The 15,336-nt window shown below is 68.7% G+C and carries 15 protein-coding genes; all 15 read right to left on the bottom strand.

Annotation, left to right across the window (positions count from 1 at the left end):
- Nucleotides 1-11: 11 nt before the first annotated feature.
- The gene (locus ASD37_RS16710) at nt 12-554 is read right to left on the bottom strand and encodes an arginine repressor (protein WP_200959919.1); all 543 of its coding nucleotides are present in this window, start codon (nt 552-554) and stop codon (nt 12-14) included.
- Entirely contained in the window at nt 485-1,411 is a 927-nt protein-coding gene (gene argF / locus ASD37_RS16715) for an ornithine carbamoyltransferase (RefSeq protein WP_056553563.1), read from the bottom strand. The genes ASD37_RS16710 and argF overlap by 70 nt, the downstream gene beginning before the upstream one ends.
- Nucleotides 1,408-2,610: an acetylornithine transaminase gene (locus tag ASD37_RS16720; RefSeq protein ID WP_056553566.1), complete on the bottom strand. Its 1,203-nt coding sequence runs from the start codon at nt 2,608-2,610 to the stop codon at nt 1,408-1,410. Before ASD37_RS16720 ends, argF begins: the two co-directional genes overlap by 4 nt.
- The gene (gene argB, locus ASD37_RS16725) at nt 2,607-3,494 is read right to left on the bottom strand and encodes an acetylglutamate kinase (protein ID WP_056553570.1); all 888 of its coding nucleotides are present in this window, start codon (nt 3,492-3,494) and stop codon (nt 2,607-2,609) included. Before argB ends, ASD37_RS16720 begins: the two co-directional genes overlap by 4 nt.
- Nucleotides 3,491-4,684: a bifunctional glutamate N-acetyltransferase/amino-acid acetyltransferase ArgJ gene (argJ, locus tag ASD37_RS16730; RefSeq protein ID WP_056553573.1), complete on the bottom strand. Its 1,194-nt coding sequence runs from the start codon at nt 4,682-4,684 to the stop codon at nt 3,491-3,493. The genes argB and argJ overlap by 4 nt, the downstream gene beginning before the upstream one ends.
- Nucleotides 4,681-5,730, bottom strand: a complete 1,050-nt coding sequence (gene argC / locus ASD37_RS16735) for an N-acetyl-gamma-glutamyl-phosphate reductase (RefSeq protein ID WP_056553576.1) — start codon at nt 5,728-5,730, stop codon at nt 4,681-4,683. The genes argJ and argC overlap by 4 nt, the downstream gene beginning before the upstream one ends.
- Nucleotides 5,731-5,759: 29 nt before the next feature.
- Complete coding sequence (gene pheT / locus ASD37_RS16740) at nt 5,760-8,258, bottom strand: phenylalanine--tRNA ligase subunit beta (RefSeq protein WP_056553578.1); 2,499 nt, start codon at nt 8,256-8,258, stop codon at nt 5,760-5,762.
- The gene (gene pheS / locus ASD37_RS16745) at nt 8,258-9,307 is read right to left on the bottom strand and encodes a phenylalanine--tRNA ligase subunit alpha (protein ID WP_056553581.1); all 1,050 of its coding nucleotides are present in this window, start codon (nt 9,305-9,307) and stop codon (nt 8,258-8,260) included. Before pheS ends, pheT begins: the two co-directional genes overlap by 1 nt.
- A 37-nt stretch (nt 9,308-9,344) precedes the next feature.
- Nucleotides 9,345-10,439: an LLM class flavin-dependent oxidoreductase gene (locus ASD37_RS16750; protein WP_056553583.1), complete on the bottom strand. Its 1,095-nt coding sequence runs from the start codon at nt 10,437-10,439 to the stop codon at nt 9,345-9,347.
- Nucleotides 10,440-10,446: 7 nt separating this feature from the next.
- A complete protein-coding gene (locus ASD37_RS16755) occupies nt 10,447-11,478 on the bottom strand; it encodes an ABC transporter substrate-binding protein (RefSeq protein ID WP_235568442.1) in 1,032 nt (343 codons plus the stop codon).
- A 32-nt stretch (nt 11,479-11,510) separates the two neighbouring features.
- Nucleotides 11,511-12,248 carry an ABC transporter ATP-binding protein gene (locus ASD37_RS16760; protein WP_056553589.1) on the bottom strand — a complete coding sequence of 246 codons (738 nt, stop codon included), beginning with the start codon at nt 12,246-12,248 and terminating at the stop codon, nt 11,511-11,513.
- A complete protein-coding gene (locus tag ASD37_RS16765) occupies nt 12,245-12,997 on the bottom strand; it encodes an ABC transporter permease (protein ID WP_370073069.1) in 753 nt (250 codons plus the stop codon). Before ASD37_RS16765 ends, ASD37_RS16760 begins: the two co-directional genes overlap by 4 nt.
- A 131-nt stretch (nt 12,998-13,128) precedes the next feature.
- Complete coding sequence (locus ASD37_RS16770; protein WP_056555245.1) at nt 13,129-13,827, bottom strand: hypothetical protein; 699 nt, start codon at nt 13,825-13,827, stop codon at nt 13,129-13,131.
- An 82-nt stretch (nt 13,828-13,909) separates the two neighbouring features.
- Nucleotides 13,910-14,614, bottom strand: a complete 705-nt coding sequence (locus tag ASD37_RS16775) for a hypothetical protein (protein ID WP_056553593.1) — start codon at nt 14,612-14,614, stop codon at nt 13,910-13,912.
- Nucleotides 14,611-15,129 (bottom strand): sigma-70 family RNA polymerase sigma factor, encoded by a 519-nt coding sequence (locus ASD37_RS16780; RefSeq protein ID WP_056553596.1) that lies wholly within the window; start codon nt 15,127-15,129, stop codon nt 14,611-14,613. The genes ASD37_RS16775 and ASD37_RS16780 overlap by 4 nt, the downstream gene beginning before the upstream one ends.
- Between the last annotated feature and the right edge of the window lie 207 nt (nt 15,130-15,336).

The following is a 15,336-nucleotide window of genomic DNA, read 5'->3' on the forward strand; positions in this document are numbered from 1 at the left end:
TCGGGGGCTGGCTATTGAAGTCGTTCGAGGGTGCTGGCTAGTTCAGCCCCCGTCATGGGTTCGCGCGCCACGACCAGAATGGTGTCATCCCCGGCGATCGTGCCGACGACGTAGGGCAGCGACGAGCGGTCGATGGCACTGGCCAGGTAGTGCGCCCCGCCGGGAGGGGTGCGCAGGATGGCGAGGTTGCCGCTGGCGTCGGTGGACACCAGCAGCTCGGCGAGCAGCTTGGTCACCCGTTCCGTGCCGCCGGAGACCCCGCGGACGGGGCTGCCGTCCTCGGGGACGACGTACACCCCGGTGCCGCCGTCGACGCCACGGAGCTTCACCGCTCCAAGCTCCTCGAGGTCACGGGACAGCGTTGCCTGCGTGACGTCGATGCCCTCGGCGGCCAACATTGCGGCGAGCTCGCTCTGGCTGCGCACCGCATTGGACGACAGCAGGGTCACGATCCGTGCCTGCCTGCCCGCCCGTGTCGAGGTGGTCACGATTTGTCCAGCAACCAGACCAGCAACGCCTTTTGCGCGTGCAGGCGGTTCTCGGCCTCGTCCCACACGGCGCTCTGCGGTCCGTCGATGACGTCGTCGGTGATCTCGTGTCCGCGGTGCGCTGGAAGACAGTGCAGCACGACGGCTTCGGAGTCGGCCAGGTCGAGTAGACCGCCGTTGACCTGAAACGACCGGAACGGCCGGACCCGGTCGAGGCCGTCGTTTTCCTGGCCCATCGAGGTCCACGTGTCGGTGACCAGGACGTCGGCTCCCCTGGCGCCTGCCTTCGCGTCAGCCGTGATCGTCACGGTGGCTCCGGTCTCGGCGGCGCGGCGTTCGGCGGCGGCCACGAACTGCCTGGCCGGCTCGAAACCCGTTGGCGCGGCAATCGTCACGTGAACGCCTGCGGTCACACCGCCGAGCATCAGCGAGTGCGCCATGTTGTTCGCACCGTCACCGAAGTAGGTCATTCGCAGACCCTTCAGCTCGCCCTTGCGCTCGGCCAGCGTCTGAAGGTCGGCGAGCACCTGACACGGGTGGAACTCGTCGGAGAGCGCGTTGACGATCGGCACGGTTGCCCCGGTTGCCATGGCGGCCAACCGTTCCTGGGCGAACGTCCGCCACACGATGGCGTCCACGTAGCGCGACAGCACCGCACCGGTGTCCTCGAGCGTTTCCTCGCGACCCAGTTGGGTGCTGCGGCCGTCAACCACGACGGCGTGGCCGCCGAGCTGGGCGATGCCCATCTCGAACGAGAACCGCGTCCTCGTCGAGTTCTTCTCGAAGATGACGGCGACCCCACGGGGCCCCTCGAGCGGTCGCGCGCTGAACGGCGCCTTCTTGAGTTCGGCTGCGAGAGCTAGGACTTCGGCCTGTTCGCTCGGCGAGAGGTCGTCGTCGCGCAGGAAGTTCCGAACGGTCACGAGGTCACTCCAATTTCCCGCGAGGCGGTGTCGAGGACTGCGGGCAGTGCGGTGAGGAACGCGTCGATCTGGGCGTCGGTGACGACCAGCGGTGGCGCCAACCGGATGACGTCCGGCGTCGCGGCGTTGACCAGGAAACCGGCGTCGCGAGCGGCCGCTTCGACCGCCTTGGCCTTCGGTGCGGTCAGCACGATGCCCCGCAGCAGACCCCGGCCCCTGACGTGGTCGACGAGCGGGTGGCCGATGGCCTCGACGCCGTGGCTGATGACCTTGCCGAGGACGTCGGCACGGGCCACCAGGTCGTCCTCGGCGAGCGTCCGCAGGACGGCGAGCGCGGCGGCCGTGCACACCGGGTTGCCGCCAAAGGTGCTGCCGTGCATGCCCGGTGTCAACAGCTCGGCCGTGTCGCCGATCGCGAGACAGGCGCCGATCGGGAGGCCGCCCCCGAGACCCTTGGCAAGCGTGACGACGTCGGGGGTGATGCCGTCGTGCTGATGGGCGTAGAAGGTTCCGGTGCGGCCGACGCCGGTCTGCACCTCGTCGAGGATCAGGAGCGCACCGTGCTTGGCGGTGATCTCGCGAGCCGCGACCAGGTAGCCCGGCGGGGGCGTGACGACACCGCCCTCCCCCATGATCGGCTCGAGGAACACCGCGGCGGTGTTGGAGTCGACGACGCGCTCGAGGGCGTCAGCGTCCCCGTACGGCACGTGAGTCACGTTGCCGGGCAACGGCTCGAACGGCTCCCGCTTCGCCGGCTGTCCGGTCAGCGCCAGAGCACCCATCGTGCGGCCGTGGAAGCCGTTCTCGGCGGCCACCACGTTGGTGCGGCCGGTCAAGCGCGAGATCTTGAACGCGATCTCGTTGGCCTCGGTGCCGGAGTTGCAGAAGAACACCCGGGCGTGCGCGTCGGCGCCGAGCTGGCCGACGAGTGCCTCGGCCAGGGCGATGCCCGGCTCGGTGGCGTAGAAGTTCGAGGTGTGACCGAGCGTGTTGAGCTGGGTGGTCACGGCCTCGATGACGGCGGGATGCCGGTGTCCGAGCACGTTGACCGCGATGCCGCCGAGCAGGTCGACGTAGGACTTGCCGTCGGCGTCGGTGACGACCGCCCCGTCACCGCTGACCAGGGCGACCGCGGGCGTGCCGTAGTTGTCCATCATGACGGCCCGCCAACGTGCCTGGAGCTCTTCGGTATTCGTCATGCGCCCCCGCCTCCCCCGTCGCTTCGCTCGCCCTGGATCTTCGTTCCGGAACCTTCGTTCGTGAACAGTTCGACCAGCACGCAGTGCTCCACCCGACCGTCGATCACGTGTGCGCTTGGCACACCGCCTGCGACGGCGCGCAGACAGGCCTCGATCTTGGGCACCATGCCCGACTCCAGTGACGGCAGCAGTCCCGTCAGCGTCGCGACGTCGATCTCGCTGACGAGCGAGGAGCGGTCGGGCCAGCTGGTGTAGAGCCCCTCGACGTCGGTGAGCATCAGTAGCTTCTCGGCGGACAGCGCTTCGGCCAGAGCCGCCGCCGCGGTGTCGGCGTTGACGTTGTGCACCACCCCGGCCACGTCGGGCGCGATCGTCGAGATCACCGGAATGCGCCCGGCGGCAATGAGATCCATGACCGCCCTGATGTCGACCTTGGCGACGTCGCCGACCAGGCCGATGTCGGTGGCCACCCCGTCGACGAGCACGCTGCGCCGCACCGCGGTGAACAGCTGGGCGTCCTCGCCGGTGATGCCGACCGCATACGGGCCGTGCGCGTTGATCAGGCCGACGAGCTCGCGTCCGACCTGACCGAAGAGCACCATCCTGGCGACGTCGAGCACCTCCGGCGTGGTGACGCGAAACCCGCCCTTGAAGTCACCGGCGATCCCGAGCTTCTTCAGCATGGCGCTGATCTGCGGGCCACCACCGTGCACGACGACCGGATGAATGCCGCAGTTGCGCAGGAACACCATGTCCGCGGCGAACGCCGTCTTGAGGGCCTCGTCGGTCATGGCGTTGCCGCCGTACTTCACGACGACGATCTTGCCGTGGAGTTGTTTCAGCCACGGCAGCGCCTCGGCGAGAACCTGCGCTGGGGATGTCACGAGCTGTACGCCGAGTTCTCTTCGACGTACGCATGCGACAGATCGGTGGTGCGGACCGTGCCCTCGCCCGTGCCGACGGCCAGGTCGACGACCACCGAGATGTCGACCCCGGAGAGGTCGACGTCCCGGGCACCCGGGGCGCCCGCGCCGTCGACGCACACCGGAGTGCCGTTGAACGACACGCTGATTCGGTCGGCCGCCATGTCGACCGGCGCCATCCCCACCGCGGCGAGCACCCGGCCCCAGTTGGCGTCGGAGCCGAACAGCGCCGTCTTGACCAGGCTGTCGCGGGCGATGACCCGGGCGGCGACGACCGCGTCGGCCTCGGTCGCCGCTCCGGTGACCGTGACGGCCACCCGCTTCGTGACACCCTCCGCGTCGGCCTGCAGCTGAGCGCAGAGGTCGTCGCAGACCGCCAGCACGGCGGCGTCGAGTTCGTCTTGGGTGGGGGCGATCTCGCTGGCGCCCGAGGCCAGCAGCAGCACGGTGTCGTTGGTCGAGCAGCTGCCGTCGATGTCGAGCCGGTCGAAGGTGCGGCCCGCGGCAGCGCGCAGCGCCCGGTCGAGAGCGTCCGCGTCGGCGACGGCGTCGGTGGTGATGACGCACAGCATGGTCGCCAGCGACGGCGCCATCATGCCGGCACCCTTCACCATCGCGCCGATCGTCCAGTTGGCTTCGTGGTGCAGCGCAACCTGTTTGGGGACGGTGTCAGTGGTCATGATGGCCTGGGCGGCTTCGGCGCCGCCGGTCAGCCCGCCGGCCATCTCGTGCACGATGTCCTTGACGCCGCCGAGCACCTTGTCCATGGGGAGCCGGTCACCGATCAGACCCGTCGAGCAGACCGCGACCTCGATGGCGCCCGTCTCGGTACCCCAGTCCGACAGTGCGTTTGCGACGGCCTCTGCCGTCGCGTGCGCGTCCTGGAAGCCGAGCGGACCCGTGCAGGCGTTGGCGCCACCGGAGTTCAGGATGACGGCGCGCAGACTCTTGGTGGTGATCACCTGCTGCGTCCACAGCACCGGAGCGGCCTTCACCTTGTTGCGGGTGAACACCGCGGCGGCGGCCAGATCGGGACCCTCGTTGACGACCAGCGCGAGGTCGGGCTTGCCGGAGACCTTGATGCCCGCCGAGATGCCCGTGGCACGGAAGCCCGACGGGGCGGTGACGCCTTGATTGCGAACCAATTTCACGGCGCAATACCCACGATCGAAAGTCCTTCCGTTTCCGCCCAGCCCAGCGCCAGGTTCATCGACTGCACAGCCGCCCCTCCGGTTCCCTTGACGAGGTTGTCGATCGCGCACAGCGCCACCAGCACACCGGCGTCCGCGTCGACCGCGACGGCGACCTGAGCCGCGTTGCTGCCGATCACCGAACCCGTCGTCGGCAGGCGCCCCTCGGGGAGCAGATGCACGAACGGCTCACTGCCGTAGGCCTTCTCGTACGCCGCGCGGATCTCTGACAGCGAGGCCTCGGTCTTGGCCGTGCACGTCGCGAGGATGCCTCGGGACGTCGGGATCAACACCGGTGTGAAGGACACGGTGACGTCCTTGTCAGTGACGGTCCGCAGGCCCTGGGCGATCTCGGGGGTGTGCCGGTGCGCGCCGCCGATGTTGTACGCCCGTGCCGAGCCGATGACCTCGGAGCCGAGGAGGTCGACCTTGGCCGCGCGGCCGGCACCCGACGTGCCGCTGACCGCGACGACCGTCACGGCGGGCTCGACGAGATCCTCGGCGAGCGCGGGCAGCAGGGCGAGCAGGGCCGCGGTCGGGTAGCAGCCGGGAACGGCGACGCGCTTGGTGCTCCGCAGGGCTTCCCTGCCGCCGGGCAGCTCGGGCAGGCCATAGGGCCAGCTACCCGCATGGGCCGAGCCGTAGAACCGCTCCCACGCCGCTGGATCGGTGAGCCGGAAGTCGGCGCCGCAGTCGACGATCAGGGTGTCGGGGCCGAGTTGCTCGGCGAGCGCCGCGGAGTGACCGTGCGGCAGGGCCAGGAACACGACGTCGTGGCCGGCCAGCACGTCGACCTCGGTGGGCTCGAGGATCCTGTCGGCCAACGGAAGCAGGTGCGGATGATGCTCGGTCACCGAGGTGCCTGCACTTGCCGCGGCGGTCAGCGCACCGATGGAGAGGCGACCGTCGGCCAGCGCAGGGTGACCGAGAAGAAGCCGAAGGATCTCGCCACCCGCATAGCCGCTTGCGCCGGCCACCGCCACTGAGGTCATGCAGCGATTCTGCATGTTTATGCGGTTGAGTGCAAATTCATTGATCAGCGGCGCTGAACTGCACCGACACGGGCGACCGCCACCTCGACGGCCGCATCCCGCGCCGCGCTGGCCTCGTCTTCGGTCAGGGTCCGATCGGGTGCGCGGAACCGCAGCGCCAAGGCCAGCGAGGTGTTGCCCTCGCCGACCTGTGGGCCGCGGTACACGTCGAAGATCCGGACGTCCTCGAGGAGTTCACCCGCCCCGTCGCGCACCGCGTCGACCACCGATTGCGCGGCGACGCTGTCGGCGACGATCAGGCTCACGTCCTGGAACACCGCCGGGAACGGTGACACCGACGGGGCAGGCAGCGGTTCGACCACCGGCACGGCGCTGAGGTTCAGTTCGACGGCGCAGACGCCCTTCGGCAGGCCGGACCGCTCGATCACGGCGGGATGCAATTCCCCGGCGTACCCGACAACGGCGCCGTCGAGGACGATCTCGGCGCACCGACCCGGGTGCCACGGCAACTGTTGCGCGGCTCGGAACTCGAACTCGACGTGGCAGGCCCGCCCGACGATGCGCACCGCCTCGAACGCGTCCATCGCGTCGACGCGACGGCCGGGCCCCCACGGGCCCGCGGGCTGGCGCATGCCGGTCAGGACGGCCGCGACGTGCAGGGGTTGCCGTGGCAGGGCGCCGTCGATGAGCGCCATCTCGGCCGCGGTGGGCCGACGGTCGACGGGGAGCCGCTCGACCGTCTTGGTCTGAGGCGTCGCCAACACCACCTGCTGGATGCCGAAGAGCGCGTCGTCGGTGGCACCACGGGACACGTTGCGCGTCAACGCCTCCAACAGGCCGGGCAGAAGCGTCGACGCCAGCCGTGGCCGGTCGGCCTCGAGGGGGTTGAGCACGGACATGGTGGCGCGCCGGGGATCGTCGACCGGCAGTCCCCAGACGTCGAAGACGCCCGCCGGCAGGAACGGCGTCGGGAGCACCTCGACGTAACCGTTGAGCGCCAACGACTTTCCGACGGCACGCCGACGCTTCTGGGTCGGGGTCAGGCCACGGCCCGCGGGAGCGGTCGGCAGGATCGACGGGATCTTCTCGAGCCCCTCCAGCCGCAGCACCTCCTCGACGAGGTCGGCGGGCTGCTTGAGGTCGGGCCGCCAACTCGGCGGCACGGCGGTGACGATCCCGTCCGCCTCCGTCACGCGGCACCCGATCTGGGTCAGCCGTCGCACGGTCGCGCCCACCGGGTAGGCCACGCCGGCCAGCCGGTCGGGCAGGTCCGACGGCATGCTGACCGCGGCAGGCGACCAGTCGTCGCGAGGCGGATCACCGCGCCAGTCGGTGAGCTTCGGCTCTACGGTGCCGCTGGCGATCTCGGCAAGCAGGGCAGCACTGCGGTCAAGGGCGGCAATGGAGATCGCGGGGTCGACGGTGCGCTCGTAGCGGCGGCTGGCCTCACTGACCAGACGCAGACGCCGCTGTGTGCGCGACACCGTCGCCGGATCCCACACCGCCGCCTCGAGGAGGACGTCGGTGGTGCTGTCGCGAACCTCTGTCGTGCCTGCGCCCATCACGCCACCGAGGGCTGCGGTCGCCACGTCGTCGACGATCAGCACGTCACCCGGGTCGAGGGTGCGCTTCACGTCGTCGAGGGTGACGACGGTCTCCCCCGGCGTGGCGAAGCGGACGTCGAACCCGCCGTTGATCAGGCTGCGGTCGTGCGCGTGCAGCGGGTGCCCGAGTTCGAGCATCACGTAGTTGGTCACGTCGACCGCGGGCGAGATGGCCCTGATGCCGCTCAGCAGAAGTCGGCGTTGCATCCACCACGGCGAGACCGCGGTCGGGTCGATGCCGACGACCGGGCGAAGGCCGAATCGTTGGACGCCCGTACCGGGTTGGACGGTCAGCGGCCACGCCTCGTCGGTGGCAGGCAGTGGTTCGACGTCGGCCGGGTCGACGAAGTCGAGGTCGTAGGCGCAGGCCAGCTCGCGGGCCATCCCGCGAATCGACAGGCAGTAGCCGCGGTCGGGGGTTATCGCAAGATCGAAGACGACGTCGTCGAGTCCGACCACGTCGACCGCGGAGTCTCCTGGCTCGGCGGTGCCGGGGGGCAGCACCATGATTCCGGCGTGGTCGCTGCCGAGGTTGAGCTCGGAGGACGAGCAGATCATCCCGTCGGACGTACGGCCGTAGGTCTTGCGCTTGGCGATGGTGAAGTCACCGGGGAGGGTGGTACCGGGCAGCGCCACGACGACGAGGTCGCCGACGGCGAAATTGGTTGCGCCGCAGACGATGTCGCGCGGTTCACCGTCGACGTTCTGGGAGCCGACGTCGACCTTGCACGCCCGGATGGGCTTCTTGAACTCGGTGAGCTCCTCGATCTCGACGACGCGGCCGATCGTCAGCGGTCCGGACACCGGGCCGACGGGAATGATCTCCTCGACCTCGTGGCCGATGTCGATCAGGGCACGCTCGAGCTCGGCGGGTGAGACGTCCCAGCCGGGAGCGCCGGCCCGCACGACGTCGCGCAGCCAGCTGTAGGCAACGCGCATCAGGCACCCACCCCGAACGGAAGCGAGAACCGCACGTCACCCTCGACCATGTCGCGCATGTCGGGAATGCCGTTGCGGAACTGAAGAGTTCGCTCCAGGCCCATGCCGAACGCGAACCCGGAGTACTCGTCCGGGTCGATGCCGCAGGCGCGAAGGACGTTGGGGTTCATCATCCCGCAACCGCCCCACTCCACCCAGCCAGGGCCGCCCTTCTTGTCCTCGAACCAGATGTCGACCTCGGCCGAGGGTTCGGTGAAGGGAAAGAAGTGGGGACGCAGGCGCGTGCGACCCTCCGGCCCGAACTCGGCACGCGCGAAGGCGTCGAGCGTGCCGCGTAGGTTGGCCATCGTCAGCCCGCGGTCGACGGCCATGCCCTCGACCTGATGGAAGACCGGAGTATGGGTCGCGTCGAGCTCGTCGGTGCGGAACGTCCGGCCGATGGAGACGATGTAGACGGGCAACTCACGTGCCAGCAGCGCCCGAATCTGCACCGGAGACGTGTGGGTGCGCAGCACCTGCCGTGACCCGTCGGGCGCGATCTGGAAGGTGTCCTGCTCGCTGCGCGCCGGATGGTCGGGCGGAAAGTTCAGTGCGTCGAAGTTGAACTGCTCGGTCTCGACCTCGGGGCCCTCGGCCAGTTCCCAGCCCATCGCGACGAAGACGTCGGCAACGTGGTCGGTCAGGATGGTGATGGGGTGGCGGGCGCCGATCGGCTCACGGGTCGACGGCAAGGTGACGTCGATGCGTTCGGCAACCAGGGCGGCGGCGTCACGCTCGGCGCGGAGCACCTCGATACGCGCGTCGAAGGCGGCCTGAGCCTCGGTGCGGGCCACGTTGACGCGGCGACCGGCGTCGGCCCGCTCGGCCTTGTCCAGCGCGCCAAGCGCCTGACGTGCCAGCGCGATGGGCGACTTGTCGCCGAGGTGTTCGGTCTTGGCCCGCGCCAGCGCATCCAGGTCGGCCGCCTGCTCGAAGGCCTGGTGGGCCGCACTGACGGCATTGACCAGCGCTTCCTGCGAAAGTCCCGACGAGTCCGGCTGATTTACCACCCGGCGATCATAGCCAGGAGCGGGCTGTGACCCACCACTAGGCGACACCCTTCTGCTTGAGCAGCGGGAGCACTCCCTCGGCGAACCAGTGCGCCTCCTCGAGGTGCGGGTAGCCCGAGAGGATGAACTCGTCGAAGCCCAGCGAGTGATATTCGATGATCAGGTTGGCGACTTCTTGGTGACTGCCCACCAGGGCAGTGCCCGCTCCCCCGCGCACCAGGCCTACCCCCGCCCACAGGTTGGGGTAGATCTCCAGGCCGTCGAGCCGGCCGCCGTGCAGCGCCGTCATCCGCCGCTGACCCTCCGACTGCGAACTGGCGTGTAGCGCAGTCTGCTTGGCGATCTGATCTTCGCTGAGCCCGGCGACCAGCTCGTCGGCGACCGCCCATGCGGCCGCCGAGGTGTCCCGGCTGATGGTGTGCAGCCGAATGCCGAACCGCATGGTGCGGCCGCGAGCAGCGGCAAGCTCGCGCACCTTCGCGATCTTGGCGGCCGCCGCTCGAGGCGGCTCACCCCACGTCAGGTACACGTCGACGTGTTGGGCCGCGATGGGCATGGCGGCCGGCGACGAACCACCGAAGTAGAACTGCGGCAACGGGTCTGGCGGGGAGGACACCATCGCGTTCTCGACGTGGTAGTACTTCCCCTCGAAGTCCAGCGGGCCGTTTCGCCAAATCGAGTCGACGATGTGCAGGAATTCTCCAGTGCGGGCATAGCGTTCGTCATGATCCAGCCAGTCCCCGAAGCGCCGCTGCTCGAGGTCGTCACCGCCGGTCACGATGTTGAGTAGCACCCGACCCCCGGAGAAGCGTTGCAGCGTCGCCGCTTGCTGCGCGGCCAGCGTCGGAGGTACCAGCCCAGGACGGAACGCGACGAGGAACTTCAACCTCTCCGTCTCTGCCAGCAGGGCGGCCGTCGTCAACCAGGCGTCCTCACACCATGTTCCGGTCGGCGTGAGGACGCCTTCGAAGCCGAGCCGGTCGGCAGCGCGCGCCACCTCGGCGAGATAGCCCCGGGTCGGGTGGCGGTAGTTCGGCGGCAGGACTTGGTTCGCCGAGGCGTGCGACGACGCGACGATGGAGCGGCTGTCGCCGCTGGTGGGGAGGAACCAGAAGAATTTCGCCGTAGACATGAAACTCCTAATTTCCTTTAGTGACATAGGGTTTGAGGGCTTCGTCGAAGCGGTGGTCGACCCAGTCGGCGAACGTGGGCGCCGCCGAGATCTGCTTGGTCTCGGCGAACAGGTCGGCCAGCTTCTGCTCGGAGGCGATCAGCTGGTCCGACAGCGCCACCGACGACCGCAGGCTCCGGCCCTGCGCGACGGTCCCGACCGGCAGTGCCAGGCCGACCGCCGCCGAGTACTTGGCAGCCCATTCGGCGGGATGGTCCTGCGCCCAGCGGGTCGCCTTGGCGTAGCGCACCAGGAGGTCACTCAGCGCGGAGTTGCGCTTCGGGTCGGCCAGCGCGGCGTCGGAGGCGATGCCGAACCCCGCACCGTTGGTGACGCCGGTCGCCTCGGCGATGCTGCGCACAGCCTGCTGCTCGACCTGCGCAGTGTAGGGGTCCCAGATCGCCCACGCGTCGGCCTGCCCGCTGGTGAAGGCGGTCAACGCGTCAGCGGGTTGCAGGAACACCAACTTCACGTCCGCGGGCGACAACCCGGCCTTCTGCAGCTGGGCCAGGATGTGCCCGTGGGCGGAGCTGCCCTTGCCGACCGCCACGCTCTTGCCACGCAGGTCGGCAACCGTCTTGATCGGCGAGTCCGCCCGCACCAGGATACGATCGCCGTCGCCCCCGTTCTCGTAGGCCGTCACCACCTTCACCTTCGCCCCTGAGGCGGCGCCGAAAATCGGCGGGGTGTTGCCGGTGACGGCGAAGTCGATCTTGCCCGCGGTCGCCGCCTCGATCTGCGGTGGTCCCGAGGTGAAGGTCGAGAACTCGACCTTGTACGGCAGATCGTTCAGGACACCCGCGGCATTCAGCAGTGACTCGGTGCCGCCCTTCTGGTCGCCGACCTGCAGGGTCACGTCGGACAGCTCGGACAACGGCACCGTGGCCGGTGCCTGTTGCGTTCCCGCGCTCTCCTCTCGCGACACGCAGCCGGCAAGCACTCCGGCCAGCGTCAGCACTACTGCGACGCGGACGGCCATCCCTCGTCTGAATGTGGGCATGACTGTTCCCCCTGAGAATCGATGGTGTGTTGTCAGAGCGCGACGCCGAGCTGGTCGAGCAGCTCGGCGCGGTAACGCTCGGTGTTGGCCGACGGGTCAGACGGCGAGCGCCGCGCGTCGTCGATCGCGAGTTCGTGGATCACGCGTCCCTCGTCGAGGACCAGCACCCGGTCGGCCAGGGCCACGGCTTCGTCGACGTCGTGGGTCACCAGGAGCACGCCGAAGTGGTGCTCGCGCCACAGGTCGAGCAGCAAGGCGCGCATCGACAACCGGGTCAACGCGTCGAGGGCTCCGAACGGTTCGTCGAGCAGCAGCAGTTCCGGCTCGCCCACCAGCGCCCTGGCCAGCGACACCCGTTGGGCCTGACCGCCGGACAACGTCAGCGGCCAGGCGTCCGCGCGATCGGTGAGTTCGACGTCGGCCAGCGCACTGTCGGCGCGGGTCGCGATCTCGGCCTTGGACAGTCGGATTCGGGTCAGCCCGTAGCCGACGTTGGTGCGCACGTCGCGCCACGGGAACAGCCGCGGCTCCTGGAACGCCAAGGCGGGCGCACCGGCGACCACGCGCTCGCCGGTGTGTTCGGTCGACAGACCTGCCAGCACGCGGAGCACCGTCGACTTACCCGATCCGCTGCGACCGATCAGCGCGACGATCTCGCCGTTGCCGATCTGCACGGACACGTCGTCGAGGACGTGGTGCTCGCCGTACCACTTGTCAACGTGGCTGAGCTGGCCGGCGACTCCGGTCCGCCGATCGGAGGTAACGGTCATGAGCGGTACCTCAGGGCGCGTCGCTCGGCGACCCGCACGATTGCGTCGGTGCCGATGCCGAGCATCGCGTAGACGATCAGGCCGAAGATGATGACGTCGATGCGCAGGAAGTCACGGGCGTTGTTGATCAGGTATCCAATTCCCTTGTCGGCGTTGATCTGCTCGGCCACGATGAGTGTGAGCCACGCTATCGCCAGGGACTGGCGCAAGCCGACGAGCACCTGCGGCGCCGCGCTCGGCACGATGATGGTGCGGAATCGCTGCCAGAACGAGAAGCCAAGCACCTGAGCGGTTTCGAAGAGCTTGGGATCGACCTGCCTGATCGCGGAGAACGTGTTGAGGTAGAGCGGGAAGCTGACGCCGAGCGCGACCAGGAGCACCTTCGGCAGCTCGCCGATGCCGAACCACAGGATGAAGAGCGGGATCAGACCGAGATGCGGTAGCGCCCGGAGCATCTGCATCGGTGGGTCGACGGTTGCCTCGAACCACGGCGAGAGACCGACGGCGGTACCGAGCGCGACGCCGATCATGCCGCCGAGGAGCAAGCCCTCGACGACGCGTACCCCCGACACGCCGAGCGCGTCGGCCAGTTCACCGCTCTTGATCAGGTCGACACCCGCCTCGAGGATCAACGACGGTGCGGGCAGGACGTCCTGGGGGATGAGGCCGAGCGCGCTCCCCAGTTGCCACAGCGCCAGCAGGACGATCGGCGAAGCCAGCCGGATCAGCCCCCACTTGCGCTGGCGCAAAAGGCCTTTCGCGGTCGCCGAACCCACCGTGGTCACGGAGGGAGGCACGACGGAGGTAGTCACGATGAGCCGACGCTACGGAGCGAGCCGAAACCTGGGAAGGTTTCGACTCGCCCTGACGCAAAGGCGCGCTAGCCGAACCGCGTGCTGCCGGTGACGGTCCGTGCAGTCACGCTGCGACCGTTGATCTTCGAGCTGAGGGTGCGGTTCTGAAGGCTGACCGCCTGATCCGCCTGCTGCAGAACCCGTTTGTTGCGCACCTGCGCCTGGAACTGCGCGGTGTTGAGCTGTTGCAACTCGGCCTGTTCGAAGTCGCGTCCGGTGATGCCGCCGTTGAACTGAACGCCGGTCACCGAACCGTCGGGGCGCACGATCCAGGAGGACCGAATCCCGTCCAGGTCCACCGTGTACACCCCGGCGGGGTCGGCCACCGCGGCGGCGGTGAACGTGTAGTTCGTGCCGTTCATGACGACGTTGCCCGTCAGATCGGAGCCCGTCAGATCGGAGCCGACGAAGGACGCCGCGAGGGTGTCGCGGAACTTGTTGGTGACGTCGACCTTGCCGTCGGTCCGGGTGCCGAAGAACCACGCCTCGTCGTCGACGCCGTTGCAGGCGTACGCGGCGATCCGGTCACCGTCGACCGAGATGCCGATGGTCATCTTCTTCCCGTCGGCCTCCATGTCCGCCACGTAGGTGGCGGCTTTCGGCGGCGGAGCGGGGGCGGCGGCACTCGACGAGGGCCCCGGCGACCCGCCGGAGCAAGCGGACAGGGCGCCAAGGACCACGAGTCCGGCCACCATGACGAGCAGTGTGCGAAGGAGAGTTTTCATGTCGGCCATGCTTCTCCCGGCCGAACGTCGTTACATGGAGATTGTCAGGAGATCGCATGGAGATCCCCAGTCACCGCCGCCCTCAGGCCAGGGCGGTGACCGCAAGCGGCGTGGCGGATCCGGACTCCCGGATGGTGACGGTACGGATATCCGACTTCGGAATCACCGTTGCCGCAGCAAGATTCGACGCCTGCTTCTCGGTGCCCGACGGGCGCCACGAAGCGACGGTGGTCTCGGCGCCGTTCTTGGTCGTGACGACCATGTCGTAGCCGGTGGCCTTCACCGCCCAGTCCTTGGTGTACTGGCATTCCCAATCCAGGCGGGTTCCCCACGGTTCGTCGGAGAGCGCCAGCGACGCCGTGACGCCCTGTCGCTCACCGGGAGCCATCGCCTGCAGCGACACCCCGGTCGACGATTGGTGTGGGATGACGGCATATCCGACGAGACCACCTATGAGCAGGAAGGCCGCGGCCGACGCGAGCGCCGTCGCCACCCGAGCACCGCGGGAGCGGGTCCGTCGCCGTTCTGCCGCCGCGGCGAACGACGCAGGCGCAGGCGCAGAGCCGACGTCCTCCAGCTTCTCGGTCGCCGGTCCGTCGTCGAGCAGGGCCAGTGCCTCCTCGGGAGACAGCACGTCCAGGATGGCGGGTAGGTCGGTCGGGTCCCATGGGTCGGCGGACTCAGGCGAGTCGGCCAGGTACCGCTCGTAATCGGCGGCCTCGTCCGCAGAGAGGGCGCCGAGGAGATAGGCGGCGTCCCACTCGGCCATGTCGCGTTCGGAGGTCATTGGACGACCCCCCTTTCCTCCAAGGCCACGCGGAGCGCGCGTAGTGCGTAGTGCAGCCGCGATTTGACGGTTCCCGGAGGGATACCCTCGTGCCGCGCGATCTCAACGGCGGTTTGTCCAAGATAGTGCGCTCGTACCAACACGGTCCGGTGCTCAGGACTCAGGGATCGAAGGGCTTCGGAGACGACGAACTTGTCGACCGCCGGCCCGAACAGGTCCGGTGAACTCCGCTCGGGGACGGTGTCGGTCTGGAACTCGCGTTTGTAGCGGGAACTGCGCCGGTCGTCGATGACCAAGTTCCTGGCCACCGTGTAGAGCCACGCCCGCGTCGAGTCCTCGGAGTAGGTGGTGAGGATGGTGCCGTTCTGCCACAGCCGCAGAAGCGACTCCTGGACGACGTCCTCGGCGAATTCCCGGTCGCCCCGCGTCAGACGCAGGACGAAGCGATTCAACGAAGGCCCGTGCTCGTCGTGGATGACCCGCAACAGCTCGGCGTTCGCTGGATCGTCCGGCATCGTGCGCTAGTTCCTTCATCGGTCCGTGGTTGACGCGGCTGACGGCTAGCACTGCACATCGCGGTGACGCCCGAACTTGAAACATACCCAATCCTCCGATTCATTCCCGGTTCGACGACAAGTCCCGCGGCGCGCGCTTCACCTGGGCGGACCGTGGAACTCCCGGCGGCGCGTCGACGGTGCGACGCGGTAGCGGTTGCCGTGCGT

It is taken from the genome of Mycobacterium sp. Root135 (assembly GCF_001426545.1).
In the GTDB taxonomy this organism is placed as follows: Bacteria; Actinomycetota; Actinomycetes; order Mycobacteriales; family Mycobacteriaceae; genus Mycobacterium.

Bases quoted from the DNA above. Each gene is read 5' to 3' on its own strand.
- ASD37_RS16755 (WP_235568442.1), bottom strand. From the start codon at position 11,478: ATGCCCACATTCAGACGAGGGATGGCCGTCCGCGTCGCAGTAGTGCTG.
- ASD37_RS16750 (WP_056553583.1), bottom strand. From the start codon at position 10,439: ATGTCTACGGCGAAATTCTTCTGGTTCCTCCCCACCAGCGGCGACAGC.
- ASD37_RS16760 (WP_056553589.1), bottom strand. From the start codon at position 12,248: ATGACCGTTACCTCCGATCGGCGGACCGGAGTCGCCGGCCAGCTCAGC.
- ASD37_RS16780 (WP_056553596.1), bottom strand. From the start codon at position 15,129: ATGCCGGACGATCCAGCGAACGCCGAGCTGTTGCGGGTCATCCACGAC.
- ASD37_RS16775 (WP_056553593.1), bottom strand. From the start codon at position 14,614: ATGACCTCCGAACGCGACATGGCCGAGTGGGACGCCGCCTATCTCCTC.
- ASD37_RS16770 (WP_056555245.1), bottom strand. From the start codon at position 13,827: ATGAAAACTCTCCTTCGCACACTGCTCGTCATGGTGGCCGGACTCGTG.
- ASD37_RS16720 (WP_056553566.1), bottom strand. From the start codon at position 2,610: ATGACGAATACCGAAGAGCTCCAGGCACGTTGGCGGGCCGTCATGATG.
- argC (WP_056553576.1), bottom strand. From the start codon at position 5,730: ATGCAGAATCGCTGCATGACCTCAGTGGCGGTGGCCGGCGCAAGCGGC.
- pheT (WP_056553578.1), bottom strand. From the start codon at position 8,258: ATGCGCGTTGCCTACAGCTGGCTGCGCGACGTCGTGCGGGCCGGCGCT.